This is a genomic window from Clostridium sp., assembly GCF_032576335.1.
In the GTDB taxonomy this organism is placed as follows: domain Bacteria; phylum Bacillota; class Clostridia; order Oscillospirales; family Acutalibacteraceae; genus Faecalispora.
In genome coordinates this window covers 1-24580 of record NZ_JAWFXC010000012.1, presented here as the reverse complement: position 1 = coordinate 24580, position 24580 = coordinate 1, and the positions used below count along the sequence as shown (strand labels likewise).

General features: G+C 51.9%; 28 protein-coding genes. 4 read left to right on the top strand and 24 right to left on the bottom strand.

Annotation, left to right across the window (positions count from 1 at the left end; all coding sequences use genetic code 11):
* Nucleotides 1-36 precede the first annotated feature (36 nt).
* Both E7L17_RS12275 and E7L17_RS12270 read left to right on the top strand, forming a co-directional pair.
* Entirely contained in the window at nucleotides 37-693 is a 657-nt protein-coding gene (locus E7L17_RS12275; protein ID WP_195198675.1) for a vWA domain-containing protein, read from the top strand.
* A gap of 44 nt (nucleotides 694-737) precedes the next feature.
* The gene (locus E7L17_RS12270) at nucleotides 738-1343 is read left to right on the top strand and encodes a hypothetical protein (RefSeq protein WP_316323435.1); all 606 of its coding nucleotides are present in this window, start codon (nucleotides 738-740) and stop codon (nucleotides 1341-1343) included.
* 97 nt (nucleotides 1344-1440) lie between these two features.
* Here the strand turns inward: E7L17_RS12270 and E7L17_RS12265 are convergent, their stop codons facing one another.
* The 5 genes from E7L17_RS12265 to E7L17_RS12245 form a co-directional block, all read right to left on the bottom strand.
* Nucleotides 1441-2427 (bottom strand): GGDEF domain-containing protein, encoded by a 987-nt coding sequence (locus E7L17_RS12265; protein WP_316323434.1) that lies wholly within the window; start codon nucleotides 2425-2427, stop codon nucleotides 1441-1443.
* Between the two features lie 49 nt (nucleotides 2428-2476).
* Nucleotides 2477-2725, bottom strand: a complete 249-nt coding sequence (locus tag E7L17_RS12260) for a hypothetical protein (RefSeq protein ID WP_195198672.1) — start codon at nucleotides 2723-2725, stop codon at nucleotides 2477-2479.
* A 128-nt stretch (nucleotides 2726-2853) separates the two neighbouring features.
* Nucleotides 2854-3186: a helix-turn-helix domain-containing protein gene (locus E7L17_RS12255; protein WP_195198671.1), complete on the bottom strand. Its 333-nt coding sequence runs from the start codon at nucleotides 3184-3186 to the stop codon at nucleotides 2854-2856.
* Between the two features lie 251 nt (nucleotides 3187-3437).
* On the bottom strand, nucleotides 3438-3704 hold the full coding sequence (locus E7L17_RS12250) for a helix-turn-helix domain-containing protein (RefSeq protein ID WP_316323433.1): 267 nt from the start codon (nucleotides 3702-3704) through the stop codon (nucleotides 3438-3440).
* A 6-nt stretch (nucleotides 3705-3710) separates the two neighbouring features.
* The gene (locus tag E7L17_RS12245) at nucleotides 3711-5537 is read right to left on the bottom strand and encodes a VirD4-like conjugal transfer protein, CD1115 family (protein WP_316323432.1); all 1827 of its coding nucleotides are present in this window, start codon (nucleotides 5535-5537) and stop codon (nucleotides 3711-3713) included.
* An 82-nt stretch (nucleotides 5538-5619) separates the two neighbouring features.
* On the opposite strand from E7L17_RS12245, the gene E7L17_RS12240 reads away from it, so the two are divergent.
* Complete coding sequence (locus E7L17_RS12240) at nucleotides 5620-6165, top strand: ClpX C4-type zinc finger protein (protein ID WP_316323431.1); 546 nt, start codon at nucleotides 5620-5622, stop codon at nucleotides 6163-6165.
* A gap of 31 nt (nucleotides 6166-6196) precedes the next feature.
* Here the strand turns inward: E7L17_RS12240 and E7L17_RS12235 are convergent, their stop codons facing one another.
* The 15 genes from E7L17_RS12235 to E7L17_RS12165 all read right to left on the bottom strand — a co-directional run bounded on the left by E7L17_RS12235 (nucleotide 6197) and on the right by E7L17_RS12165 (nucleotide 21599).
* Entirely contained in the window at nucleotides 6197-7141 is a 945-nt protein-coding gene (locus tag E7L17_RS12235) for a DUF3991 and toprim domain-containing protein (protein WP_316323430.1), read from the bottom strand.
* Nucleotides 7142-7291: 150 nt separating this feature from the next.
* Complete coding sequence (gene mobP3 / locus E7L17_RS12230) at nucleotides 7292-10195, bottom strand: MobP3 family relaxase (protein ID WP_316323429.1); 2904 nt, start codon at nucleotides 10193-10195, stop codon at nucleotides 7292-7294.
* Nucleotides 10195-10734, bottom strand: a complete 540-nt coding sequence (locus E7L17_RS12225) for a hypothetical protein (protein ID WP_410470669.1) — start codon at nucleotides 10732-10734, stop codon at nucleotides 10195-10197. Before E7L17_RS12225 ends, mobP3 begins: the two co-directional genes overlap by 1 nt.
* A 256-nt stretch (nucleotides 10735-10990) precedes the next feature.
* A complete protein-coding gene (locus E7L17_RS12220) occupies nucleotides 10991-11257 on the bottom strand; it encodes a DUF6103 family protein (protein WP_316323428.1) in 267 nt (88 codons plus the stop codon).
* 14 nt (nucleotides 11258-11271) lie between these two features.
* Nucleotides 11272-11640, bottom strand: coding sequence for a DUF3846 domain-containing protein (locus E7L17_RS12215; protein WP_316323427.1), 369 nt, complete (start codon nucleotides 11638-11640; stop codon nucleotides 11272-11274).
* A gap of 27 nt (nucleotides 11641-11667) precedes the next feature.
* Nucleotides 11668-13176: a peptidoglycan DD-metalloendopeptidase family protein gene (locus E7L17_RS12210; RefSeq protein ID WP_316323426.1), complete on the bottom strand. Its 1509-nt coding sequence runs from the start codon at nucleotides 13174-13176 to the stop codon at nucleotides 11668-11670.
* A 4-nt stretch (nucleotides 13177-13180) separates the two neighbouring features.
* Nucleotides 13181-13684 carry a gamma-glutamylcyclotransferase family protein gene (locus E7L17_RS12205; RefSeq protein WP_316323425.1) on the bottom strand — a complete coding sequence of 168 codons (504 nt, stop codon included), beginning with the start codon at nucleotides 13682-13684 and terminating at the stop codon, nucleotides 13181-13183.
* 12 nt (nucleotides 13685-13696) lie between these two features.
* Nucleotides 13697-14734: an amidoligase family protein gene (locus E7L17_RS12200; RefSeq protein ID WP_018213973.1), complete on the bottom strand. Its 1038-nt coding sequence runs from the start codon at nucleotides 14732-14734 to the stop codon at nucleotides 13697-13699.
* 13 nt (nucleotides 14735-14747) lie between these two features.
* A complete protein-coding gene (locus tag E7L17_RS12195; protein WP_018213974.1) occupies nucleotides 14748-15227 on the bottom strand; it encodes a hypothetical protein in 480 nt (159 codons plus the stop codon).
* A gap of 19 nt (nucleotides 15228-15246) precedes the next feature.
* Nucleotides 15247-17010, bottom strand: a complete 1764-nt coding sequence (locus E7L17_RS12190; protein WP_207729943.1) for a helicase HerA domain-containing protein — start codon at nucleotides 17008-17010, stop codon at nucleotides 15247-15249.
* A 61-nt stretch (nucleotides 17011-17071) separates the two neighbouring features.
* Nucleotides 17072-17659, bottom strand: a complete 588-nt coding sequence (locus E7L17_RS12185) for a hypothetical protein (protein WP_020493352.1) — start codon at nucleotides 17657-17659, stop codon at nucleotides 17072-17074.
* A 2-nt stretch (nucleotides 17660-17661) separates the two neighbouring features.
* The gene (locus tag E7L17_RS12180; protein ID WP_018213977.1) at nucleotides 17662-17919 is read right to left on the bottom strand and encodes a hypothetical protein; all 258 of its coding nucleotides are present in this window, start codon (nucleotides 17917-17919) and stop codon (nucleotides 17662-17664) included.
* The gene (locus E7L17_RS12175) at nucleotides 17895-20291 is read right to left on the bottom strand and encodes a DNA cytosine methyltransferase (RefSeq protein WP_074432651.1); all 2397 of its coding nucleotides are present in this window, start codon (nucleotides 20289-20291) and stop codon (nucleotides 17895-17897) included. Before E7L17_RS12175 ends, E7L17_RS12180 begins: the two co-directional genes overlap by 25 nt.
* A complete protein-coding gene (locus tag E7L17_RS12170) occupies nucleotides 20291-20674 on the bottom strand; it encodes a DUF4406 domain-containing protein (protein ID WP_018213984.1) in 384 nt (127 codons plus the stop codon). Before E7L17_RS12170 ends, E7L17_RS12175 begins: the two co-directional genes overlap by 1 nt.
* Nucleotides 20675-20693: 19 nt before the next feature.
* A complete protein-coding gene (locus tag E7L17_RS12165) occupies nucleotides 20694-21599 on the bottom strand; it encodes a conjugal transfer protein TrbL family protein (RefSeq protein WP_018213985.1) in 906 nt (301 codons plus the stop codon).
* Between the two features lie 200 nt (nucleotides 21600-21799).
* On the opposite strand from E7L17_RS12165, the gene E7L17_RS12160 reads away from it, so the two are divergent.
* Nucleotides 21800-21967, top strand: coding sequence for a hypothetical protein (locus tag E7L17_RS12160; RefSeq protein WP_018213986.1), 168 nt, complete (start codon nucleotides 21800-21802; stop codon nucleotides 21965-21967).
* Between the two features lie 158 nt (nucleotides 21968-22125).
* Here E7L17_RS12160 and E7L17_RS12155 read toward each other — a convergent pair whose 3' ends face one another.
* From E7L17_RS12155 to E7L17_RS12140, 4 genes are all read right to left on the bottom strand, one after another.
* On the bottom strand, nucleotides 22126-22545 hold the full coding sequence (locus tag E7L17_RS12155) for a pyridoxamine 5'-phosphate oxidase family protein (protein ID WP_018213987.1): 420 nt from the start codon (nucleotides 22543-22545) through the stop codon (nucleotides 22126-22128).
* Between the two features lie 48 nt (nucleotides 22546-22593).
* A complete protein-coding gene (locus E7L17_RS12150; RefSeq protein ID WP_018213988.1) occupies nucleotides 22594-22983 on the bottom strand; it encodes a VOC family protein in 390 nt (129 codons plus the stop codon).
* Between the two features lie 13 nt (nucleotides 22984-22996).
* Nucleotides 22997-23437 carry a GyrI-like domain-containing protein gene (locus E7L17_RS12145; protein ID WP_018213989.1) on the bottom strand — a complete coding sequence of 147 codons (441 nt, stop codon included), beginning with the start codon at nucleotides 23435-23437 and terminating at the stop codon, nucleotides 22997-22999.
* 66 nt (nucleotides 23438-23503) lie between these two features.
* Nucleotides 23504-24397, bottom strand: coding sequence for a helix-turn-helix transcriptional regulator (locus E7L17_RS12140; protein WP_018213990.1), 894 nt, complete (start codon nucleotides 24395-24397; stop codon nucleotides 23504-23506).
* Nucleotides 24398-24580 lie beyond the last annotated feature (183 nt).

Sequence of the window (24580 nt, the reverse complement as noted above, 5' to 3'; positions counted from 1 at the left end):
CTTAAGTCATCAACAAAACTTAAGGAGGACATAGCAATGAAAAAGGGATTAACAGAGCTGGTTTTTATACTGGACAAAAGCGGATCAATGAGTGGTTTGGAAAGAGACACGATCGGCGGCTATAATTCCATGCTTGAAAAGCAAAAGGCGGTTGAGGGTGAATGCCGCATTACTACGGTGTTATTTGATAATAACTACGAGCTGCTTCATGACCGCATTGATATTAGGGCTGTCAATCCAATCACTGAGAAAGAGTATCAGGTGGGCGGTTCCACAGCGCTTCTTGATGCCATCGGCAGGACGATTCATAAAATCGGCAATGCACAAAAGAACACAGCCGACGACTATAGAGCTGAAAAGGTGATGTTCGTAATTATTACCGACGGCGAGGAAAACGCAAGCCGCGAATATTCCGCCGATAAGATAAAAGCACAGATTGAGCGGCAAAAGGCAAAATACGGCTGGGAGTTTATCTTCCTCGGTGCAAACATCGACGCTGTACAGACTGCGGGGCGGTTCGGAATTGCCCCAGATAGAGCTGTTGACTATCTGGCGGACAGCGCGGGAACGGAATTGAATTTTAAAGTAATGAGCGCTGCCGTATCGACATTTCGGGAAAAAGGAACTGTCGACGAAGCGTGCTTTGAAGACATTCGTAAGGATGTACAGCGCAGAGGAAAACGGAAAAGGTAATGAATAATATCAGGCATTCTGGAAGGAGTGGCATAGAAGAAAAAATGAAACGTGAACAAACCGTGTTGACCGGTAATGAGAATTTTGAAATGCATGGTATCGTACAGGATGCCAATATATCAGATTTTTGGGCATGGTCCATGTCACGACTGCTCGCAGACGGACCTCGTGGCGATCTTGCAGAATTTATTGTTCGATTAGCTCTCGGTGAAAACATAACCATTCCGAAAAGAGGATGGGGTGAATGTGATATTATCCACCGAGGAAAACGAATTGAAGTAAAGTGTTCCTCCGTAATTCAAGAGTGGGAACGAGACCATCCTTCTCGTCCGGTATTTTCGATTCGTCCAACATATGCATCCGACATTGCGGAAGGTGTGGAAGGTGGCTATCGTTATGTCGGCCGACAAAGCAACGATCTTTGTAGGCGCTCGGATGCATATGTTTTTTGCCTTTTTTCCAATCCAAATCGCCAGACCGCTAATCCGCTAAAATTGGAACAGTGGACTTTTTATGTTGTATCCACTAATACTATCAACAAGGAACTTGGACGCAGAAAAACGGTTTCTCTCCCAACTCTTGAAAAAATAGGCTCAATTAAGTGCGATTTTCCAAAGATTCGTTTGGCAGTACAATCTGTCTTGGCATAATGGACATTATACTTGCAACAAAAATTGAAGCTGGCCTTTCGTATGAATCTACTCAGGCCATGCTTCATTTTTGAATATAGCATATTTATTCTGTTTTTTATTCGCGTGCACACTTTGTATTCAAGATTTTTAGGTCAGATGATTCGGTTGGCTGTTGGGGACCATTTGGGTTTTTGACGATGGTATGCTTATGTGAAATACAGTTTCTACCGTTCTTCTTGGCATAATACAGTTCCTTATCTGCACGATTATAATAATCGTTTATTGTGTCTTGTTTGTCCGGGATACTTATTTCAATGCCTATGCTGACAGATAAGCATTGATTGGCACAGGATTTCACTTTCAGTTGTGAGAGCGAAGCGAGAAGATTTTGTGCCATATTTATGACTTTTTCATCTTCGGTATCCTGAATAAAAATCAAAAATTCATCCCCGCCGATTCGTCCGATAATATCACTTTCCCTTTTAAAGCAACTTTTCATCTGAAGGGCAACCTGCTGTAGTATATGGTCACCCTTTAAATGACCTAATGTATCGTTATAGCTTTTAAAATAGTCTATATCGATCATAAGTACCCCAACGAGTTTTCTTTCACGCTTGCAGATGTTTAAAGCTGCGGAGAGTGTTTGTTCCAGACCCTTCCGATTAAGCAGTTGTGTTAAATGATCCGTAGTTGCTTCCAGTGCCAAAGCACTCATTGTTTTATATTCACAAAGTAACATATGAATAAAATTTCGGGCTATTCTCATAGAAACTAAAAGTGTAGATATGTTGCAGAGTAACATCAGTAAAAACTCTTTGAGATATATTTTCCCTAAGCAAAATTCAATTGTTATATAAGCGGTCACAATTACAAATATTAGTACAATTCTTTGCCACGGAAGAACAAACAATATGGATAGTAAAATAAAAGCTATTGATCCAAAAACTGCGATTCGGATCACCGCAGATTCTGCTCCAAGTGATGGAACCAGCAACAGAATCGCAACTGCAATAATAAGCAATACCGATATTGCAATGCGTTGCTTGTTATAATATTGTATTTTTTTCTTGACTTGTTTATCGTCAAAGCAGTGTATTTTCATAGCATTCCTCGCAATATTTAAAAACTTTTCCTGAAGCGTTTATACGCACTTATTTGATCAGCGCATCCTTGGGGATACCAAACTGAGCACGATAATTTAGGTGCTCCTGTTCCAGACGTTTCCATTCCATATCTGCAGTATGGAATTCAGATAAAGCTTTTTCCATTTCCGGTGAATCATATGGAATTTTTTTCTCCACCAATCGGCGAACCTTCTCTCTTCTCCTTTCTACAGTAATGCCTAATGTATATAATTTGCTTGCCTGTTTGATCAGTTTTCTTTTTTCAGTTGGTGTCATACCTATCCCTCTTTGATGTAACTTATAATTTTTATATGTATCATTATAAGTTACACTTTGTGTAAAATCAAGTTGAAGAAAGCACAAAAAGAGCCTCCTTTCGGAGACTCTCATTGACTAACTTAAAATTATTCCTTTTCGGTAATATGGCGAATCAATACTTCTATCATTTCATTGACCATATCAATCTGATCCGGTTCCAGATGCTTTAGCTGTTTGCCGAGTTGCTCCACGCTGTCAGGTATCACTGGATGTTCCAGGAGATCCCCTAAGAGATAATCAGCAGAAGTTCCAAGCACATTGCATATCTTCAGAAAAAGAGAAAAGCTGGGCAGGCTGCCGCCGCTTTCAATTCTGCGGATATGCACGGCGTTTACTCCGCACAGCTCTGAAAGCTGCTCAGAAGTTAACCCCTTGCTTTTACGCAATTGGTTTATTCTCTTTCCCAATGCCTGCCGCATTCTATTCTCACCTCTCTTTGTAACATTAAATTTTTATTTGTATATTTATAGTTTACAGAAGTAGCATTTCCATAAATAGTGCTTTGAATGTTACTGAAAAACATATAAAGATACATTTCTTCTTTCTCTGTAATAAATATTCTTAGAGTGAGAGGTTCTGGTGGGTTCATCATGAACCGCACCTCGGTTCAGCGGAAAGACGGAATACCCCCTTGGCGGAAAATCCATATTTTTTCTTTGCTACAGCCCGGCTATTTTTTCAAAATCAGCCGGTTGCTGGTATTGCTGCCGTTCTCCCGATAGCGGGATTCCTTTTCAATGAGCCCAGCATGAACCAAATCATGCAGGGCGCGTTTGACAGTGCTGCGGGAGAGTTGTAGGTCGGCAGCAATGGTCTTAACCGCGGGCCAGCAGTCCGAGCCCTTTCCGGCGCGGTCGCGGAGGTAAAGATAAACCGCCCTTGCCCGATGGGGAAGCTCATCAGGCGAGGCGGCATAGATGTGGTTGAAGTAGCTCATTCGTTATCACTCCGTTCTGACATGGCTTCGACGCTTTAGTGGCTCTGCTGGCAGCTCTGCCACAGGTGTGTGAAGTGCGCCGGTACCGGTGGGCGGCTCAAGGATTTCGCCGGTTTCCTCATCCACCATCAGACAGGCTGTGTGCTTGCGGACAATGTTTTCCTCCAGCGTCTGCTTATCGGCATACATAACCTTTCGATGTGCCTTTTCTGCCACAGTATAGGGCTTTCCGAAGCGGATGCCCCAATCCAGAAACAGCCGCAGTCTTGTCCGCATGGGATGGGTGCCGGTTTTCATGACGACGAAGTTTCCTTTGGGAATAGATTTGAGTTCATCGGGAGTCATGAGGGGGCGCTCCATCATTTGTAAACTCTGGCTTGGATCGTTCTTTCCACGGCTGATGCTGCCGCTCATGACCGTTCGGCTGCCCATCGCCTTGCTCAGCACCTCGGCAGTCTGGCTGTTTGGTGCGAAGCCACCGAAGATAGTGTCCTGACAGTTGTCCACGATGATTTCCGCACCCTCCTTGCCGTAATTCTTTTCAAGCTGGCCGAAGGACTGGATAATGGGGATCATGGAAAGGCGGCGGGAGCGGCTGGCCGAAAAAATCAGCTCCAGGGATTCGATGGCAGGCAGCGTACCCAGCTCATCACAGTAAAACATGACACGGTTTTTCAGCTTGCCGCCGTTCTCGTCCGCCACCGCAAGAATTTCCCGATAGAGTTGCTGGATCATCAGGCTGACCATAAAATATTTGGTCAAATCTTCTTCGGGCAGGACCACAAACAGCGCAGATTTTTCATTGCAGAATTTCTCCGCATCAATGGCTGTATCAAAGCAGAGTATCTGCTCCATTTCGGAGTCAAGAAAGGCATTCAGGCGGGACAGCACGGTGGAGAGTACCGACGCCATGGCCTGTTCCGCAGAGTTGAGAGCAGCTCCCGCAAACCAGCGGGCCTTGTGGTCGGGCGGCAGCTTTTCCATGAGGAGCTGGAACTGACTTTTGCCCTTCACCTTGCTGGGGGCCAGCAAATCCTGCACCAGCTTGAACACACTGATGATATGTCGGCAGTCCACCTTTTTCCCATCCACCTTGGTGGGCGGCAGATATTCGGCTATCAGCAGAATGATGGAAGACAGGAGTCCCTCGGCGGCATCGTAGAAAAACTGATTCTGCCCGTAGTTCTCGCCGCTGGCGTTGATGATGGTTTTGGAGATGATCTTGGCGTATTTCTCCGCCTTGGCCTTTGCCACAAGGTTGTTTTCGTCGGCAAGGTAAGTGTCCATGTAGGTATTGACCAACTGGAGCATATTGTTGCCGTCGGAACGGGTGGGATTTCGAAGGTCAATGACCGCCACATGGTAGCCGTAGTGGTCACGGGCAATGGCGCCATAGTTGCGGTAGAGGTCCCCCTTGGTATCAGTGGTCAGAAAACTCATGCCGCTGGCGCAGGCATATTCCAGATTCGGGTACAGGAAAAAGGCCGTCTTGCCCACACCCGACGCGCCAATCATGAGGCAGTGGACGTCATCGGTGTCCACCAGCGCCGTGACCTTATTTTTCGCTCCTGTACTGCCGAGGATGATGCCTTGCTCCGAAACAGCGGGGAGGCTTTCTCCCTGCCGCCACAGCTCCGGCTGGAAGGGAATGTGCTTATAAATGCTTTTGATTTCTTGCTTGGTGGAAAAGCGCGCCGTGCCATGCTGGCCATCGCCCACCGTGCGGGACTTGATTCCATTGAGGGTGTAATAGTGCGCCAAAAGAGAAAGGCCGCCGATGACGAGAAACATCACGGCGGCCGCAGCAAATAAGAGGTAGACCTGGGATTGCATTGGGAAAGCTCCTTTCTTATCAGTCGATTTGGTGGTAAAATAAATTCATAAAAGTCATGCTTATCGATAAAGGGGACATATAATGGACAAGGAATTATTACTGCTTGACAGCAAACTGGATTATCATCTGTTTCTCTATAAACAGCTCACGGAGCAGCTATCCTCTATTCAAAAATGTGCGGCTCAAGGCAGAATTGAAAGCTATGAGACACTAATGGAAGACGAAACACTTCGGGATGCGCTGCTGCTGAAATTTATTCTTTTTCAGCGCACCATTAAAAAGGTCGGATTCTCAACGATGGCAAGCCGCTACAAGATGCGGCTGGAGAAATTTCCGTGGCTGGAAGCAGAATACTTTGACCAGAACTGTGTAGTGCATTATGATTGCGTATGGTCGCTTCTGCAGAACATAAAACCTTTGAAGCGGCAAATCGAGCACATTAAAAAATACGACGATGCCCGGTATGAAGAGCATGGCGAGGATATTCACTGTAGCTTCTGCGGCAAGAGCCAGCAGGAGGTGGAACGCATCATCGCGGGTACCCATGAAGCAATCTGCAATGAATGCATCGGACTATGCTCCGAGATACTGGAGGAAGTAACAGAAGAGGAAAAAGATAAAAAATAATCTCAGGCAGGGCTCATACCCTGCCTGATTGCTATGCCATCCGCATTTCAAAGCCACTCTGCCTTTGCTGTGCCGCTTCCGTTAAATCGTCATTCCAGTCCTTTCCCTGGGAAATCAGCCGCTGAGAGGGATATCCTTTTTCCGCAAGCTGCTGTTTCAGCCGTTCGCTGGCCTTGTGCCCGGCTTCATCGTTATCCAAACAGAGAGACACCTGCCGGAGCTGCGGATACTGCTCCAGCATCCACAGCATTGCCTGACCGCCCACGCCACAGAGGGACACATAGCTGTGCCGCTGCCAATCCTGCGGATGCAGGGTGATAAACGACAGCAGATCCACCGGCGCTTCAAACACATACAGATGCTCACTTTCGCCAAACCAGTGAAAGCTGTGGCGGGGATCGCAGCCGTCCACATTTCCTTTATACGCCTGCCCCAAGGTGTAAATCCCGCGCTTGTGGGCGTGGCGGGCAACGCCGTTTTCATCCAAGCCCACAAATACCGCATTGTGATATTCCTTTGTCTCGTCTTTGGATTTTTCGCAGCTTTCGTAGAGGAGCTTCTGCTTTGCAAAGTAACTGACCACCTCTCGGCCGATGTGCCGGGTTTTCACCAGATAGGCATACACACGCCGCATATCCGTATGGGCCGGTGGGAGCGCAAAGGGCTTTTTCGGCTCCGGCTCCTTTTGTGAGGCTGGCCTGTAGATCTCACCCTGCTCACCGCCCAGCAGCAGGGTCACGGCTTCGGGATAAGAGCAGCCGTAGAACTTCCGCACGAAATCAATGGCATAGCCGCCGCTCTCTGCGGAGTGATCGTACCACTCGTTTCCCCGGACGGTGATGCTGTGGTCGGAGGCCAGCCGCTTATCCCTGCCGCTTGGCAGGAGCTTTTCGCCGCGCCGCTGGAGAAAGTCCGCCAGTTCCACATTGTTGGCGCGGTATTTCTGTTCATCCGTAAAATACACATAGGCACCCATGGGCGCACCTCCTATCTGTGGCGATTGCCGATTCGATGAAAAAATGCCGCCCTTTTTACAGGACGGCATGGCTTCGGGTACATATTTTTTAAGATGGGCATCCGCCTGGTTTTCTTTTTCTGCTTTTTCATGGTGTTCCTCCAATCGTTTTTAGAGTGACATGGTCTGTTCGTGGTCGTCCCGCGCATGGCCCTGCGCCTGTTTTTTCTCCCGGAGCCTGCGCAGGAGCTTGCGGTCGGCGTGCTGTCCCGGCGGTTTCAGAGGTGGGGCATTGTCTGCAAACACACGGCTCATGTGATGCAGAAGCCGCGTGCCCGCCAGCAGGACGGAGGGGTCTTTGAACTCGTCTATATGGTCAAGGAAAAACTGCGCGTAAATGTTGCCCTGCGCCGCCGATAGGGTAAACCATCGGACGGCGGTTTCCCTATTCTTGGGTACGTCTTTTCCCATCAGATGCAGTTTTCCGAGAGTGTACTGCGCATACTGGTTACCCTGTTCCGCGGCGGCTGTCAGATATCGCAGGGCAGCCGGAATGTCCTTTGGCACATCTTCTCCCATGAGGTAAACCTTGCCCAGCCGGTATTGTGCATACTGGTTGTCCTGCCCGGCGGATCGCTTCAGGTATTCCAATGCTTTCGAAATGTCTTTTGGAACATCCTCCCCCTTGAGGTAGAGGACACCGAGGGCATATTCGGCAAAGGGATTCTTATGGTCGGCGGCAAAGGGATTCTTATGGTCGGCGGCAAAGGTCAGCCAGCGGATAGCGGCTTCCATATCCTTAAGGACACCTTCGCCGCCAAGATACAGCTTTCCGAGCCGGTATGCGGCAAAGTCGTTGTCCTTCTTTGCCGATAAGGTATAGAGCCGAACGGCTTCGACCGTGTTCTGCGGGACATGCTTCCCCTTTTCATAGAGCTTGCCGAGAAAATATGCGGCGTAGGGATTTTCAGCCTCCACCGCCTGCCGGAGATAACCAAGGGCTTTTTCCACATCCTGCGGCGGCGCTGCTTCATCTGCAAGAATGAGCTTGGCGAGCTGGTAACAGGCAAAGGGATTTCCTACTGTCGCCGCCTTTTCAAAATATTCCTTTGCTTTTGCTTCATCCTTTTCTGTGCCGACGCCGTTCAGAAGCATCCAGCCCAGCCGGTACTGGAGCTTATCGTCGTGCCCTTTTTCCTCCAAAGAGACGAAGCCGAGAAAGGCTTCCTTGAAGCGCCAGTCAGAATCCTGCTGATTTTTCACACAGCCGATGCCGTCCCGCAGTATCTTACCAAGCTCAAAGCTGGCATAGGGAAAGCTCTGGTCTGCCGAACAGGTATAGAGAGAAAAGGCGGTTTCATAATTCTGCTCCACACCCTTGCCGTGGTAATACAGACCGCCGAGGGAATACTGCGCATATTTGTACTTCTCGTTTGCAGACAAAGTGAACCAATCCGCTGCCTGCAAATAGTCCTGCTCTGTGCCATGCCCCGCGGCGACCATTTTGCCGATGCGGTACTCGGTATACTTCCACGGCTTTTCTTCCTCGGTAGCATGAAACACAGCAAGTGCCTTTTCATACCAGCCATAGGCGGCATCCGCATCCGCATCGCACCCAAGTCCATCGGCGGTCATGCGGCCAAGGTCATAGAGCGCAAGGGGATTGTCATTTTCCGCTTCTAAAAGAAACAAGTCGAACGCCTGCTCAAAATCTTGCGGGATATCGGCATTCTCATCGCCATGCAGATATTGCTTTGCCAGCTTGTATTCCTCCGTCCACCATGAAGCGGAAGATTTCTCCCCGCTGTGAAAAGAAGGAGCGGGCGGCGATTCGGATGCTTCCTCCTCCGGTTCGGCGGGAGCGTTCTCCGGCGCAGCCTCCATGGAGGGTGCATCGTCATCAGCATCCGGCAGAGCGGTTTCCGCAGAGGCCGGTTCCTCAAAGGTTATAACACCGCTGCCAAGATTCAACGCCTCCTGAATGACCCTATTGCGGATGGGCTTGAAATCTTCACAGTGAGAGAGGGGCGGCGGCTCGGAGGGTGTTTCGGTGTAGACGGACTCAATCCTGCCCCTGACCTCCCACCACAGGCGGTAGGCTTCGGCAATGCGGCTGTCCTTGGCAAGCTCATCCACAATTTCGTCCACCACATTTTTTAGATCAGCTTTCAGGTAGCCATACTGCTTTTTGCCGCTGACCGTTTGCAGACGCTCCGCCAGATGGATGAGAAGTTGCTCCATGCGCTCACTGACCAAAACGCCGCCCTTCATTTGGCGGATCAGCTCTCCCATGGCTTCGGCGGCCTGCTGCTTCAGCTCATCCCGCCGCTGAGACTTTTCTCCGTAGAGCGGAATCAACTCCTGCCGGAAAATTTCATTCGCCAGAGCGGACTTCATTTTGCGGATACCCGGTTTGGTGAGATAGCCCTCTCTTGGATCGGTGCTGTAGCAGACCATGTGTATATGCGGGTGGTGCGATTCATTGTGAAACGCCGCATACCACTTCAGGTGGTCGGGGTGGATTTTCAGGCTCTCGGCCAGCTCCATCGCCTTGGAGGAAAGAAGGGCTTTCCATGCCGCCGCAGTTTCAAAGCCAAATTTGGCTGCATCCTCCCGACGTAGGGAAATAATCGGCGTCCAAACATTACCGGTGTGGGAGGACACTTCCTCCGCAACCTGTGACAAGACCAGCGGCGCATCCCCGGATGTGAACAGACCGTGGTTGCCAAGTTTTTCGACGCGGGGACGGTTTGCAATGTAGTCCAGATATTTTTCTCGCCCGCTGATTTGATCAAGGTTCTGTTCCAGCGCAATGGAGATAAACTCCGAGGCGTTTCCCCGGTTGGGATTCTCACAGTAATCCTCGTATTCAAATAAATCCTTAGCATCGGGAAACTCCCGGAGTATCTGTGCAATCAGCTCCTTTTGCTTTTTTGTAGAGTGCCAGAGTCGGTGAGCGCTCTCCATTTTTTCTACGCCCTCACGGGTGGCAATGTATTTGACAAGGTTATTTAAATGGGCGGCGGTCTTTTCCCCGCCCTTGAGATAGGGGCACTTGAGAATAATCCGCGCCATTATTCTTCAGCGGCGGCGCCGTTCTGAAACTCCACCGCATCGTCCAGACGGATTTTGCCCTTTGTCTTTTTCACCTCGGCAACGCACCGTCCGCGAAGCCGGTGCAGCTCCTCATCCGAGACATCCAGCGTGGTTGCTAAAAGATGCATCATCATGCTGATTTCCACCGAGAGGCGAAAGAGATTGCTGGCCACCCGGTTCTCCGCTTTCTGCAAGGTTCCCTCTATGGAGGAAAGCAGTGCCTTAGAAAGATACGAGGAGGTGTCCTCCGTTCCAAGGTAGCCCATGTAAAAGCAGAGCGCCTTTTCGATAAATTCGCTGCGGCTCTTGCAGTTATCCTGTATCAGCCAGCCGTCCAGCCGTTCCATGGTTTCGGGATAGAGCCAGACCGCCGTTCGTTCCTTGTTGTTTTTCATAGTAAAACCTCCATTTTGTGCGTGTACACCTGCGAGGTGACCGTATAAAATCCTTTGTTTCCCTGTGCTTTCGCAGTTTCCGACCACCTTGACCGTGCCAAAGCCCCAATCCGACCACCTCATGGGAAGGTGCGAAAAACGCCCAGCACTGCTGGGCGAAGTGGGCGGCGGGCGGTCGCTTGCGACCACCCGCCTTTATCCCGCTCTTTTTTCGACCGTGGGAAACCGCTGGATTCGGGAGCCGGTGCGCCTTTCCAAACGCTCGGCACAAAGCCTTTACGTTGTCGTTTAGGGCGGCTGGGTGCATGGATGCCACCCCGCCTGTCAAAGCGGCACACGGGGGCGAACAGGGGGCAACGCTGGGGGACGGGTTGGTGCCTTAATGCGCCGTCCCGCCCGGTGCGCTGTCAGCGGCAGCAGCGGTCTTGTCTTTTTCCTTCTGCTTTTTGGGTGAAGCTGCCGCAGGATCATCCTCGCAGCCCTCGTCAATGTATTCCCGGACGGAAGTCGGAACATATTTTTCATAGAGCTTTTGCAGAGAATCGCAAAGCTCCTGCGTGAGATCCGCGTCCTTTTTCTCCATGTAGCGCTTCACCGCGCGGAGCTTTTCGCCGTCCATTTGAACGGTAATGCTTTCTTTTTTCATGCTGAGAGTCCTCCTTAATACTCAAATCCGATAAAGGTAAAGCCGGGTTCCAGCTCCGGCTCCTGCCCGGTGAATTCGGGAATATCAGCAAAAAGCTGACTGTATTCCGCGATTTTGCTCTTGCCCAGCGAGGCAAACTCACCATCATAGGTGGTGTCGCAGACAAAAAACGAGCCGCAGATAATGTCCGCGCCCAGCCGCCTGTTGGGCGGCATTCCGTTTAATTTGCCTTCCTCATTGCAGACGGCAACGCAGCCATTTGGAAAGCTGATGCATTCAATCAGCCCTCCAACCTCTGCCTGCAGGCTGTCAAGATCGTTTGAAATCCTTGACCTGGGGAGTCTGCCCCGGCTCAATTTTGAGTACCTTAATCTTGTTTTCACGCATAAAATCATCCTTCTTTCTCTTTTTTATGGCAGATAATTTCTCGGATTCTGCTTCACACCGTTCACCCGCACCTCGAAGTGCAGATGGTTTCCTGTGCTTCTCCCGGTGGAGCCCACCTTGGCAACGGTTTCCCCGGCTTTCACGGTCTGCCCCTCCCGAACAAGAATCTCCGAGCAGTGACCGTATAAGGTGACCAGCCCGCCGCCGTGGTCAATGGTCAGGTAATAGCCGTAGCCGGTGCTGCCATAGACCACGGTTTTCACCGTTCCCGCCTTGGCCGCACGGATGGAGGTACCCTTGGAGGCGCCGAGGTCGATACCGGAATGTCCTGCCTGTTGCCCGGTGATGGGGTCCGTCCTGCCTCCGAATTCAGAGGTCACCATGGACCGCCAGCTCTTTCCCAGCGGAGAAACCAAGCCGGTAGCGGAGGCTTCCGGCGCTTCGGCATAGGGCCTTGCGTACAATACCTGCTTGCCGGAATCAAACAAATCCCGGTAGACGACCTGTCCTTTGGAGGAGGATGCGTCCACCACCTTGCCGTCTCCGGCGTAGATGCCGACGTGGGTAATGTTCATGAAGCGGCCGTTGGGCTTGTGGCTCCAGAACACCAAATCGCCGGGGGCAAGGCTGGATTTTGGTATGGTCAGCCCGTTGTCCACGCAGTATTTTCCCTGCGCCGCAGCCGTGCCGGGGAGATTTACGCCCAGCTTTTTATACACCCACTGCACAAGATAGCTGCAGTCGGTGTAGCTGCCCTGTCCGCGCTTTTCCTGAGAATAGGGGTCGCCAAGGCGGGTAAGCCCCAGCCGGACAGCCTCCGTGCCCGCTTCTCCGACAGGCAAGTCAGAAAAGAAATCGTTCATCTGATCCGGCGTCCAGTCCTCCCACGAGTCGGCACCGTCCCCCTCCATGGGTGCGCCGGTGCCGTACCGGGCGCGGTAATAGATTTCATTGGCGTTGGCCTGATCCTCATAGGTAATTGCTCTGCCGAACAGTGTGCGGATATTGTTGTAGACGGTGGGCAGCGAAGCAATGGGAACGGCTACGGTGTAGGTTTCTTCCGAGGTGGTGCCGTCGCCGTTGTCCACGGTGCGAGTGCGTTCCTCGTAGGTCACGAAGCAGTCCACATATTTTCGATGCTCCAGCCGGGAGGGGGACTCCGCGCCGAAGAACAGAGAATAAAAAATTGCCTTGACCCGGTCATCGTCAAGGCTGTCGCCGCCCTCCATTTCTGCGTTCACGTCAGCAATAGCGCCGTCTATGAGGGTGAAGCTTTGGCGCATATCCCCGATGTACTCCCGGTACTCCGCAGGCATACTCACCGGAATAACACCGCCGTGAAAGCACAGCTCCACAGCGGTGTTGTTGTGGTTGGTGGTGCCGGAGAGCAGGGAACAGACCAGCACAACGACTAAAATCAGCGGGGACAGGACGGCGGCGATTACCCAGCCGATGGTTTTCCGGATGCGCTCATTCGAGAGTGCGGCAGCGGCGGCCTTGGCAACCGCCGCAATGGTTGCGGGATCTGCCATGCCGTCACCACCATTTCAGACCGCCAAAGCCGAATAGACTCTGCTGTTCCGGCTCCGGCTCACTTGCCATGAGCTGCTCGGTATAGTCCACCGCCTGCTCCAGAACAGCGGTGTCAAAGCCCGCGGTTTTGTAGCCCTCACGGATGGTGTTGTAGTAATAGTCCGAGGGATACCCCAAGCGATGCCCCGGCGTCATCACATAGACCATGGCGGACACCGACTGTCCATCCAGTGGCAGTTCCATCAGTTCCTTGTCATAGAACCGGGGAAAGCCCTCATAAACATCCAGCGCCGCTTCATCCTTCGGCGTGATCTTCCACAGCAAAACAGGGACGGAGGAACCCTCGCAGGGCTCAATGGTGGCAACGGCTCCGTTTCGGCCGCCCCGGAACACAAGGGCATAATCCTTGATTTCGGATGCCCCCACCACCTTGGCGGATGGGCACCGGTGCGCCATCTGCGGCAGATTAAGATTGCTGCCATAGGTGATATACAGTTTGCTTTTCATACGTTCTCCCTTCTACATGGACATAGTAAAAGCGGGGGACTGCTCGTCCTCCGCTTCCATAATAGGTTCCGGCACCGCTTCTTCCGGGGGAGCCTGTGTCTGCTGACGCTCCGCCTCCCGCTTCTGACGCAGCCGTTCCTTTTGCCTTTGGGCCTGTGCCGGGTCTTTCCACGCGATGCAGCCCTCCAGATGATCCAGCAGATGCTTACGGGCGGTTTTAAACTCGTCCCCGATCATACCGAGGCGCAGAAGCCAAACACGGAAAGTATATTTTTCATTGCTGGACTGTGTTTTCGTAGGACTTGCCGACCGCTGGTTGAGCGCCTGCGCGGTCATGGCAAGACAGAACTGGATGTACGCCTTGATTTTTCCGGCGTGCAGCTCTCCGTTGAACGCCCGGAATTCCACCGTACCCTTTTGGAACACACTGTGCAGATTCAGGCAGTGGTAGCGGCTATGGTGGTAATGCTCCCGGCTGCCGTCCCCGCCGTTATACCAGAGGCTTTTCAGCCGGTCGAGGGTGGCGGGCTTCTGCCGGTTGAGCCGCTCTAAAAAAGCGGGGTCAATCTTCTGGCAGTAGTGGCTTTCCCTCCCACGCGAGACCTTCAGCGCCTTGTAAATCATATCCTCCTTGGCCGCCATGATGTTGACCAGATTACGGAGGTGGGGTGCGTCAAAGGGCGCGGCATTGATATGAATGTGGATGCCACAGGAGGAATTCACAAACGCACCGGCCTCCCGGAGCCTGCGGATCAGCTCCTGCACCGTTTCGATATCCCCGTACTGGCAGATGGGGCTGACCAGCTCCACGCTGTAGTTCCGGTCGGCGCTGACCTTCCTGCGGCCCTCCTTCCGCTGGCAGTCCAGACTGCCGTCGCTCATGACCTTCCATTTGCGGCCGGTGGTATCCCTTGCGAAATAGGTGTCATAGAAGCTGCCCTCATATTCTTTTGTGGTGCCGAAATATTCGGCAATGACCTCGGCAGCGCGGCTTCTGGTAAGCCCGGTCATTTCAATTTCAATCCCGAAATCCTGACCCTGTATCTCCATTTACTCACCGCCTTTACCATATCCTGTGCTGCAGGGTCAGGTCTTTTTCCTGAGACAGCCCCGCCAGCTCCGCCGCAGAGTTGATGAAGCCGCACAGCCGTTCCCTGCGCCAGGTATCAATGAGATACCGTCCGCATTCCTCGTTGAGCGCATTGATTTTCAGCACCGTATCCCGCACACACTCTGAAACGGCGGCGGGATCACCCTGCGCCAAGGTGAGGTCGTCAATGTAGTCATCCAGAATCTGCCCCATGACAGACACATCCTCCGGGGTATAGTGGTAGCTCCCGGCGTAGGGATCGGGGTATTCCTTGCCATCCATGCAGCACCGGAGCTGCTCCAAAATGGCGGGGCGCTCGTCGCAATCCGCTTTCTGGTATTTCTCCATAAACGCTAAAAGATCCGCCTCCCGATTGGGTGTGTAGCGGATGAAGGACAGCATATCTTCGAGGAGTCCTGATTTGTTTTCTTTCTGCTGTTGCAGTCTGTTCATGATTTTTCTCCTTTCCATGTTATCTGCCGCCCGCCGTTCCGAACAATTTCTCCTTATATGCCGGAGCGTGAACCGCGAGGTTATACCGCTCAATGCCGCATTTGTAGAGGCAGACACCGCGCTGGGGAAAGCGGATCAGGTTGTATTCGCTTTCTTCCAGCTGGAGGGAGTCGATATAGAACCGCTTGTCGATGTTGCCTGCGTTGAACAGAAACGCATGAGACGGAATGGAAAACAGCGGCTTGGTCAATTCGCGGATGTGCTCAATATTGAAGTCCTCCAAGTTCTGTGACGAAAGAATAACCGCCGATTCCTTCTTGCGCACACGCTTCATGAAATTGCGGATGTATTCAATGGCTGTCAGGTTCGTGAGGAACAGATACAACTCGTCAATGGAGGCGGCAGTGTTCCCCTCGGTCAGAAGCTTGTCGCTCATGAAGGACAGAACATTGAACAGCAGGGCGTTTTTCACGTTCCGACTGGCCTGGAGCAAGCCTTTTACTCCGAACACAATAAAGCGGTCGGAGGTTACGTTGGTGTGGCCGTTGAAAAACTGACTTTCCGCGCCCATGCACATGGAGTGAAGCCCCAGCAGGATTTCCTGCAAAAGCTCCGGCGGGTAGAGCTGGTATTTGGTTTTGTCGTAGCCCTTGTACTCGGCTTCAATCAGGGCATAGAGGTCGGACAAAATGGGGTAGTCCGTGGCGGCAAGGCTCTTGAAATCGGTGCGGTCGCTGATTCCGAACTGTTCGTACAGCTTGCCCAGCATGATTTCAATGGCGTCAATGTGGCGGTCGGAAAAATCTTTGTAGCACCGGAAGAAATCCTTGAGAAAGCTGATGTGCTGACTGAGCTTGGTGGACTGGCGGAACGCCTGGGGCGCGTCGGTGTCCTCCGGGCTGCCGCCCTCGTCCCATGTTTTCGGCTCCAGCGGGTTGATCCGGTACCGGCCCGACATGAGATCAATGAAACAGCCGCCGAGGTTTTCCGCCAGCTCCACATATTCGTGCTCTGGATCAAGGCACAGAACCGACTTGCCCGATTCGAGGATATTGCAGAGAATGAGCTTTAACAGGTAGCTCTTGCCTTGGCCGGAGTTACCGAGTATCAGGACATTGGCGTTGGTTTTGTCATCGTCGCGCTTGTCAAAATCCGCAATGATATTGGAGCCGAACTTATCCCTGCCGAGGTAAAAGCCGTGAGGGTCGGTCTTACCGCTGTAGTTGAAAGGATAGAGGTTTGCCACGGAGCTTGCGGGCAGCACCCGTTCAAACTGGCTGGCGAACACATTCCAGCCAGCGGGGCCTACGGCGAGAAAACCCTCCCGCTGGCGCAGCATGAGCCGGTCCACATTGAGCTTGGAGCGCACCAGCTCGGTGAGCACATCGGTCTGGAGCAGCTTCAGCGCATCGGAATCGTGAGCGGTCAGCTCGATAAAAACAGCGCAGTGCAGAAGCGGCTCCCGATTCCGGTGCATGGAGGAGACCAGCGTCACTACATCCTGCAGATTGCTTTCGGCGGTGACGGTCTGCTGGAGATCGTTGGTACTGCTCTTATCCATGCGATTTTTGTTGGCGGCATTGTGGATGATCTTCTTTTCCTCGGCCGCCGTTACCTGACGGGTGTAGATGCGCAGGGTCACGCCGTCCTTTTCTCCGAGGTGGCGCAGGATGGCCTGTTCCTCGGTAGCTGTGGGATATTCCCGCAGCACCCACACACAGCGGTAGGTGTTGCCGCATATGAAGTGGTCGGTGTTGAATTTGATGATGCCCGGAGCGATCATGTCAAGGAAATCCTTGATTTTTGCATCCTCCTGCGGCACTGATTTTTCTCTTTTTCTGTTTTTACTCACCGAAAATCACCCACCTTTCTCCGTCATAATCCTCGTATTGTTCCGTTGTGACATTCTGCTCATAATAGACACCCAGCAGGCGCTTGATGTCCGATTCACCCGCCTTGCGCACCGTGAAGCCCTGATCCTTAAGGCTCTTTTCGATGCGGGAGAGGTAGGGCTGAACATCGCGTTCCTTTTCATTTCTCAGCCGGATGATGATTAGAAATTCCCTTGCCGTTGCCATCTGCACCTGCATACGGTCAAGGGCGGTCTGATCCTGTGCCAGCAGTTTTCGGATGACAGGATTCTGCTCGGCATCCATTCTTGCTTTGAGATAACTCTTATTGTCCTCGAAGTTTTCCCGGCTGTTCAGGCACAGCATTTCAATTTCAGCAATGCCCTTGAGAACATTCATAAGAGCGTAGATTCTTGCCCCCACGCTGCTCTCAGACAAAACACTGATATTGGTCGGTTTAATCATAAAAAACACCAGCTCACCGTGGGGCGTTACAAGGCTGTGGGCGGTGATGCCATCAATGCCCATGAGCTGGCGGGTGGAGGCTTTTTCTCTGGCCTCCTGTTTCTTTTTTCTGTTCATATTCATCCCCTCCATTCGTAGGTCTGCTGCTTGCCAAAGAAGAAAGCGACGGCGTAGCGGATAAAGTCAAGGATGCTCACATCCTCGAAGCGGATGGATAAAAAGGCATAGACCGCCGTCAGAACAATGGGCGGCAGCCAGCCCAGCCGGGAGAGGGCAAAGACAGAAATCAGGCATTCGATGCCGATGATTCCGATGTCCCGCAGATCCCACAGCCACAGGGTCGCCTTTGATTTTAAGTTGTCGGGGTAGATGTACATCGGGGTGATCCCTCCTGTTCCTCATAGATTTTTCGTAAAAAATAAGCGATGCCTCGGAGGACAAAGTCCACGCAGGGTATCGCCACACTATTTCCAAGAGCTTTATACCGGGCGCTGTCAGATGCCCCCGGAATTAGCGTCCAGCCATCGGGAAAACCTTGGAGCCGTTCACATTCCAGAGGGGTAAGCCTGCGGATGAGGTTGCGCCTTTCCACAATGCATTTGTTCTGACTGACATACTGGCTGCCGATGCCTTTCTCATCTCCACGGCAAAGCGCGCCCACCACCTCTTGGTATGGCTCACACACTGCGTGCCGGTCGCTGGTTGTAATGGTGTAGCTGATGTCCGGCTGACAGCCGAGGCCGTTGCCGCCGTTTTCCGGCTCCCGGTCGATGGTGTTTCCGGCAATGCAGATGGTTTCCTGCAAAATAGCAATGCCGCCTTGGTTCTTGCTGGGATCGGGGCTGGTTGTGTCAATGGTTCTGGCAACCTCCGTTTCCCGGCATCCCGAATGGGGATTTGCTGATTTCATGCTGTTGGATTCCTTGGAATCCAGCGAAAAGGCAACGGCACTGCCCACCAGCGGAACATTATTGCCGCCTGTTCCCATCCGGGCGGACATGGTGGGCGCTACTGCATGGGGGCCGGTGTAGCGGCTGTCAATGCCGTGATTTTCAAATAATACCGGCTGATTATTGCCACTCATCCCGGCACTTGCCGTAATGGTCGGGCAGATGCCCTCGCCAATTTCAGCGCCGCCCTGCTGGGTCGCCATGACCAGCGGCTGATTGTTCCCGCCCTGCCCGAAGCCTGCGGATACTGTCTGCGACACATCCACCGGTCCGGTAAAGCGGGAATCTTGTGCGTGGTTGTCAAACACCAGCGGCTGGTGTCCATGCTCCTGTGCGCGGAGGGTGCCGGTGATATCCTCGGTACAGTGCATCTGACTGCCGCCCTGATCGTTGAGGCACAGTACCGATGGGGCCGTGCCGGTTTTAATGGTGGGTGAGCACTCCGCCTGATAGCCGATTCCTCTCGCATCGGCGCTGGCATTTCCGCAGAAGCCCGCGGTAAGCACACAGGGATAGCCCTGTCCGGCCTGCCCACCGCCGCCGGTAATAGAGGTGTGTACCTCCGGTGAGAGAAAGCAGTCGCCGTCACCCTTGCTGACAACGCCTGCCGCAAACAGAAGCCCTGCCGGGTTTCTTCCCCCGCCGCCGTCCGCACCGGCAAGAGTCGGCGCCACACCCTCCGGCGTGAACACACGGCTTTGCTGGGTATCCCAGCCGTTCAGACAGTTTGGCTGAGATACAAGGGGAGGATGCCCGCCCATACCGGCGCGCAGCGTGGACGCCACATCCTCGGTGACATCCATCCGTTCGCCGCCCTGATCGTTTAAGCACAACAGCGGTTCTGCCACAAAGGTCTGCTGTTTCATCCCCGGCTGAGCCTGTACTGCCCCTGCAATATCGTGCAAATCCCGCACTTCATCACGTTGGTTGGCGGCGAAAGCAATGGGTATTCTTTCTTCTGTCTGAATATATCCGTGCCCACCGCCTTCACCACTATAGAGGGCGGGCCATGTTCCGGTTTCTTCAAAAATGCGGCGGCTCTGTACATCCCATGGGGTCAGGCAAGCCCCGCCTGTATCATCAGTGCGTCCCTGAGCTGGGGCGGCAGCTCCTTGCCGCGGGCCTCCGCTCTGCGCAATATCCCCAAACAGGCTGTCTTGCTTAAATAGTATTTCGGGTGCGGTCGTGCCTCCAAAATCTGCGACAAGGAAGATGCGACGGCGGCGCTGGGCGACTCCCCAGAATTGAGCGTCCATGACTCTCCAAGCCAGGCTGAATTCATTTCCCAAAAGGACAGCCCCAGCAGATTCCCAGCGCCCGGACTCAGGTCGAGGCACATCACAGGCACTGTACTTAATGCGGACGATCTCCTCAATGACCGCCCGGAAGTCCTCCCCCTCTGCGGAGCTGAAGGCTCCGGGGACATTCTCCCAAACGAGGTATCGAGGTCGAACAAGGTGAGCTGGTACGTTTCGTTGCTCATCGGATTTTCTCATCTCCTTCGCAATGCGTGTCTGCTCCATAAACAGGCCGGAACGCTCACCCGCCAAGCCCCGGCGCTGGCCAGCGACCGATAAATCTTGACACGGGCTGCCGCCGCAAATGACGTCCACAGGCGGCAATTTCGCTCCGTCCAGCTTTGTAATATCCCCGACATGGAGCATTTCGGGGAATCGGATTTTCGTCACTTCAATGGGAAAGGCTTCGATTTCACTGGCCCATACGGGAGTGATACCGTTGCGGATAGCCGCCAATGGAAAACCTCCGATCCCATCGAAGAGGCTCCCCATCGTCATCATCAGGCCATCCTCATCGCCTGCTGGGGAGCTTCGGCCGGTTCGGTGCCTTTGGCTCTGCCGATGGCAAAGCCGTTTTCCTGTTCCATCACCCGGCGAACCGGGATTCCGATTCTGACCGCTTCCTCGATTTCAAGGTGCATTCCATAGGAGATGCGGTCGCCGTAGCACCACAACTCGTCACAGCGGGGCAGCATGGCAAGTCCCATATCCAGACCCGCCTGACGCTCCTGCGGATTGGAATCATCAAGGAGCTGCGGATATAACAGATGGGGCGCAAAAAAAGCGTGCCCCTCGTTCATCACATGGCGGCACGCTTTCCTGGCAAATGCGGTGTTCTGTTCGATGTCCCCGGCATAAGGGGACGCCACATAGATTAATTTCATAGGCTTTTCCTTTCTGTGCTTATTTCGGCGCTACCGCCTGTACGATGGTGCGGGTGGTGTTGACGGCAGCCTGTGCGGTATACACGGCGCTCATCACGTTGGCCTTTGTACTGGTATCCAGCCCGAAGGCTCCGGCAATTCGCGGTACTTCTCCTGCGGCCAGCATCAGACCAAGCCCCAGCAGAGCGTGGGTTCGCAGCACCATAAGCCCCGCCGCAAGGATGGTTGCCTGCAAAAATGTGGTGAGGCACAGACCGATGATCTGCTTGCACCACTGTGTAAAACCGTCGATGTAGCCGCGGGGAACGGAAAACATATACAGGCTGCCCACGGCAATCTGTATGAGCAGGATGCCGCCGCGCTTCAGGTTGGCAAAGAACACCTTAATGACCGCGTACCCCATCATGATGATCATAAAGAGCAGCAGGATGGGGCTTGTAATGACAGCCAGCCCTCCGAACACGCCGGAGCCCATGGCGCCAACCATATCCGGTGAGCTGCCAAGCTCGGAAATGATGTTCCCGGCAAGGTCGCCAAAGCTGGTTCCATAGCCGGTGATCCCCGCCGTGAGGCTGCTCTGGAGATTGACCGAGAGCTTGAACAGCTCCACCGGCACGATGGTAAAAAGGGACACCGCCATAAAGCCCTTAATGGCGTTTAAGGCGGTGTCCTTGATGCTGCCCCGGCCGTGCTGGTACTCGATGCCGGTTTCAAACGCCGACACCACCAGCCCGGTTCCATACAGCGCCCAAGCCAGATAGGAAAAAAACAGGACGATGGACTGCACCCAGCTCATTTCGAACAGCTCCACGCCCATATTTCCCATCTGTGCAAAAAAATCGGCCAGAAAACCGACCACCTGTCCGTAGAGCCATTCGATGATCTGATCCATCACGGTTCCAAGGACAAAGTCCCATATGAACATTGGATTCTCACCCCTTTCTGTGGAAATAAAAAAGGCACACCATGCAATAAAATGCGGTGTGCCTGCATATCTGTCTGAACGGATTTCTGACAGGGTGCTAACATTTAGAAAACTTCAGAAACGACTTGACAATCCGTCCGGTCAGAGCTTCAATACCACACAACGGTGGCCGCCGAAATAAGGAAAAGGAGGTCTATTGTGTGGCAGATTACAAAAAAATGTATGATTCGCTGTTTAACGATGTGACGGATGCCATCTCGCTGCTTCAGCGTGCGCAGCAAAAGACGGAGGAGCTTTTTATCTCCGGTGATGACGGCGTTATTGTGGAACTCAAAAGAGATTCAGAGCCCGACGGCAACGATAAATAGCATAGCCCGTTTACAAAAAGCAAGGAGAGCGGTTCTGCCGCCCTCCTTGTTTTGCTGCTGCAAACGTCTTTTGGGGGAAATAAAAAAGGCACACCGTGGGTTCATTCACAGTGCGCCTTGGAGAATAGTTGCAACTCGCTGCCGACAGGGGTTTCAGACTATACCGCAATCGTTTCCATGTGTTCAAAGTCAATGACCACATCCGCTTGGTCAAAGGTGATTTCGAACAGGATAAGCGCAGGAAGTACATCAGGGATGCTCATAATGTATTCCGGCAGCTTCAATAGAAACTGATCCTTGATGGCTTCCACCGAAACAGAGCTTTTCCGAACAATCCCATTCCTGACCCGAACGTGTTCTTCTCCACTTTCCGGAATCGTTGTGAATGCAGCATGAGGATTTTTCTCAAACTCCGCAACCTTTTGGTTGTCGCTAAAGGTGGAGAAATACAGGGCTTTCGTCTCTGCATCATAATAAAAATTGACGATGCGTACATTGGGCGCTCCGTCTGCCGCTGTAGCCAGCGCCATGGCTGTTTGTGTTTGCATCATGCGCTCAAATTCTTTTCTATAATCCATTTGTTATTTCGTCTCCTTCTTTTTAGGCATAGGCAATTGTGTAGCTGCTTATTTGGTAAAGGAACCAATTTCAATTAAGTTGCCCTCTGGATCTGCAACATAGCAAGTCCGCTGTCCCCACGGCTCTGTTGTAGGTTCTAAGACCGGCACGGCACCGTTTGACACAACCCGCTTAAAGGTATCATCTACTGCGGCATAGTTTTCTACACCCATCGCAATTTCATAATGGCCATGGATGCCATTCGCATAAGAAAACGACCTTTTTGCCATCTGCTCAAAATCTGTTCTGCGATAAAGTAAAAACAAAGTGCCATCTTTCACCAGATAGACATTGCTGGAATCTTCTTCCTCCTTGATTTCAAACCCAAGAACATCACGGTAAAAACGCACCATAGTCGGCATATCTTTCACGAAAATTCCGAAGCCTTCTAATTTCATACGTTTCCCCCCCTTACTTCAGAGCAATGTAGATATCAATATCACAGTTTTCCGGGTCGGCATTTCGGTATTCCTCGAAATCGCCTGTAAAGCTGCGGTCTAAATCCGTCTGCCAAATCTCTCCCCATGAGTCAGAGACGGCCTTTTCCATATGCCCATGCACAGAGAATTTTGCGTATTTTCCGGCAGGGATTGTTTTTACGGTCAGTTCAGGATTTTCTGCCTTGGAAACCTCATTACCCGCTGTTACACAGTACCCATCGGCCGTATAATCGGAATACAGCCCAATGGCGTACTCGTTTACCTTGTTTTTTATCACGGCATTGATGCCGCCTTGGTATAACTTCTCCCAAAGCCCGCCAATGATTTTCCCCATTTCAGGGTCGCTGTTGCTGGTCGCAGCACTTACCCCAACAATAATCTTTTCCTCTAAATGCACAACTTCGTAGTTCATTTGATCGTCCTCCTTGTCTTTGATACTATCATCATAGCAAAGACCAATTGACAGCAGCGTGTCATATTATAAATATTGTGCCAGTGTTTTTTGCAGCTTATCCTTGATTTGCAGGCGGATATCCTCCGGTTCTATGATCTCACAATCCTCACCAAAGGTCGCAAGATATTGATAGACCCAATCGCCTCTGGGCATGGTGAGCGTCGCAATGAAATCACCGCTGGGAAGCGTTTTGTATTGTGAAAATTCATCATAGACACGATACGCCATTTTCTTTGACAGCTTCAGTGTGATTGTCACGAAATCATCTTGAAATATTTTTGTGCCTTCAAATATCTTCGCGGAGGCAGTGCGTTCAAAGCGCTCGTCAAGCAGCTTCAATTCTTTCATGCGCCGCAGTTTGAAAAACCGATAATCTTGACGCACTGTGCAGAAAGCATAAAGATACCAGCTCTGTCCCTTAAAGCAGAGTTTCATGGGTTCTGCTGTGCGCTGCGTGCTGCCCTCACTGCTGTGATACTGAAACGCCACTTTTTTCTTTCCGAGAATGGCGCTTTTCAGCAGGCTGAACAGCTGCGCTTCCTCATCGGCGTTTGCCCAGCCGGAGAAATCAACTTCAACCCAATCGGCGCTGGTGTTTCCAAATAGGGAGGACAGCTTTTGCACCGCAGTATTGGTTTGCTCCAAGTTGACCGCATCTACTGCGTGAAGTGCAGCGAGAATATCTGACTTTTCGCCATCGGTCAGGACAGTTTTATTGAGAACGAAGTCAGGGAGCAGTGAAATTCCACCACCCTTGCCCTTGGTCATATAAATGGGTATTCCCGCCGAGGATAGAAGCTCTACATCCCGGTAAATCGTGCGGGGTGAAACCTCAAAGTGTGTTGCGAGCTCCCCGGCGGTCATACTTTTTTTGTTCAGCAATAGATAAACCATTTCGAATAGCCTGTTAATCTGCATATTATCACCTCTACTGCTTTTATTATAAGATGATAATATGACATCTACAAGACATATTAAAGCAACGAAACATTATTTGTTCCACTACATCCCCAAAATCGTCCAGAGTATCCTTGCAAAAGGATGGCGAACGGACTTTTTCATAGTATCTGTGTCCTTTCCATTGTTCATATTTGTTTAATT